The organism is Belliella pelovolcani, from assembly GCF_900156785.1.
In the GTDB taxonomy this organism is placed as follows: Bacteria; Bacteroidota; Bacteroidia; order Cytophagales; family Cyclobacteriaceae; genus Belliella; species Belliella pelovolcani.
Map to the genome: position 1 here is coordinate 1 of NZ_FTOP01000042.1, position 1,563 is coordinate 1,563.

The following is a 1,563-nucleotide window of genomic DNA, read 5'->3' on the forward strand; positions in this document are numbered from 1 at the left end:
TTGGTGAGTTTTGTGTCGCTTCTTTTTTTTGGGACACTAAGAGCTCTATGAAGCACGAAGAGCACTAAATTTGGTTCCCCGAGGGATCGGGATGCCCCGAGGGGTCGGGGTGGTTAATTGTTTAGGGACACAAAGAGCGCAAAGGAACACAAAGATCTCTAAGGATTTAATTTTGTGAGCTTTGTGGGTCTTGGTGAGTTTTGTGTCGCTTCTTTTTTTTGGGACACTAAGAGCTCAATGAAGCACGAAGAGCACTAAATTTGGTTCCCCGAGGGATCGGGATGCCCCGAGGTGTCGGGGTGTTAAGTGTTAAATTTGAGGGGATTGTGGAAATTATTATGTAAAGATTACTACTTAATAGTCAAGTTTATTTAACAGGTATTTAGCTATCCATTCTGGTATATTTTGATTATGGATGGTAATGATATTTTTGTTTTTCTCGACAATCACATCACGGTTTCTATTTGAGCTATCTATTACAAAAGCTCTATCCGAGATCATGAAGGCATCATAAAGTAATTCTAGAGATCTATAGTATCGTTGAACTGTCTTTTGTTGATCAACGTCGTGGCCTCCTTTTACTACTCTATTAATGATTCTTTGAATATTAATTTTAGGATCTTGTGTACAAATGAAATACAGGTATGTACTGAATCCAGCTTGTTTTGCTTTTTTTAAAAAATCAACTTTGGAAGGATGAGACATGACTGTTTCAAAAGAAAATGTTTTCTCATTCTCAAGCAATATATTTCTAAAAAACTCAGCCATTATTGCTGCTTGATAACTATTTATTCCCTTTTTACAAATCAAAAATTTATCACTGATTATAATTTCAGGGAATTCTTCTTTGATTCTGATATCATTTGTATTTAAAGAGGCCAGAAAAGAATTCCAATTATTTTGATTAATGGATTTGTTGGTAAATTCTGAAATATCTAAAAATTTAAATTTATTGACTTTAACTTCTATTTCGTCTGCATTAATAAAAAATCCGACATTGTAGTTTTTCTTAACTTCCTGAATTAAGGTAGATTTACCAGAACCATTTGGCCCAGAGAACATTCTAAACTTTTTGGACACCTGATTTTAGGGTAATTTTTTTCTTATCAAATTTTGTTGTTCCAAACTCTGGTTTCCCTAGTACAGTTTCCCTTCCATCAGGCCCTATTTGAATGAGTTTGTTATTCTTTACGACTAAATATGTTAACCCCATTGCTTTATTAAGTTTAATTGCATTGTCGCTAGCCATTTTTTGAAGTTTATTAAGGTCTTCAACTGTTATTTCTTTATCACTCATATTTGAAATATTTTGATTACAAGATACTTAAATTAACGCTAATTATTTTTATTAGTTTGCTTAACGAAGATTGGGTGCCCCGAGGGGTCGGGGTGCCCCGAGGGATCGGGGTGCCCCGAGGGATCGGGGTGTTAAGCGTGGGGGGATATAGTTATTGGGTGAATGGTTATTGAGTTATTTGGGACACAAAGAGCGCAAAGGAACACAAAGATCTCTAAGGATTTAATTTTGTGAGCTTTGTGGGTCTTGGTGAGTTTTGTGTCGCT

The 1,563-nt window shown here is 35.6% G+C and carries 2 protein-coding genes; both read right to left on the reverse strand.

The genetic code is table 11. From position 1 onward, the window contains the following. Window positions 1-354 precede the first annotated feature (354 nt). Window positions 355-1,062: an ATPase gene (locus BW935_RS17985; protein ID WP_076503164.1), complete on the reverse strand. Its 708-nt coding sequence runs from the start codon at window positions 1,060-1,062 to the stop codon at window positions 355-357. Window position 1,063: 1 nt separating this feature from the next. Continuing rightward, window positions 1,064-1,297 (reverse strand): hypothetical protein, encoded by a 234-nt coding sequence (locus tag BW935_RS17990; protein ID WP_076503165.1) that lies wholly within the window; start codon window positions 1,295-1,297, stop codon window positions 1,064-1,066. Between the last annotated feature and the right edge of the window lie 266 nt (window positions 1,298-1,563).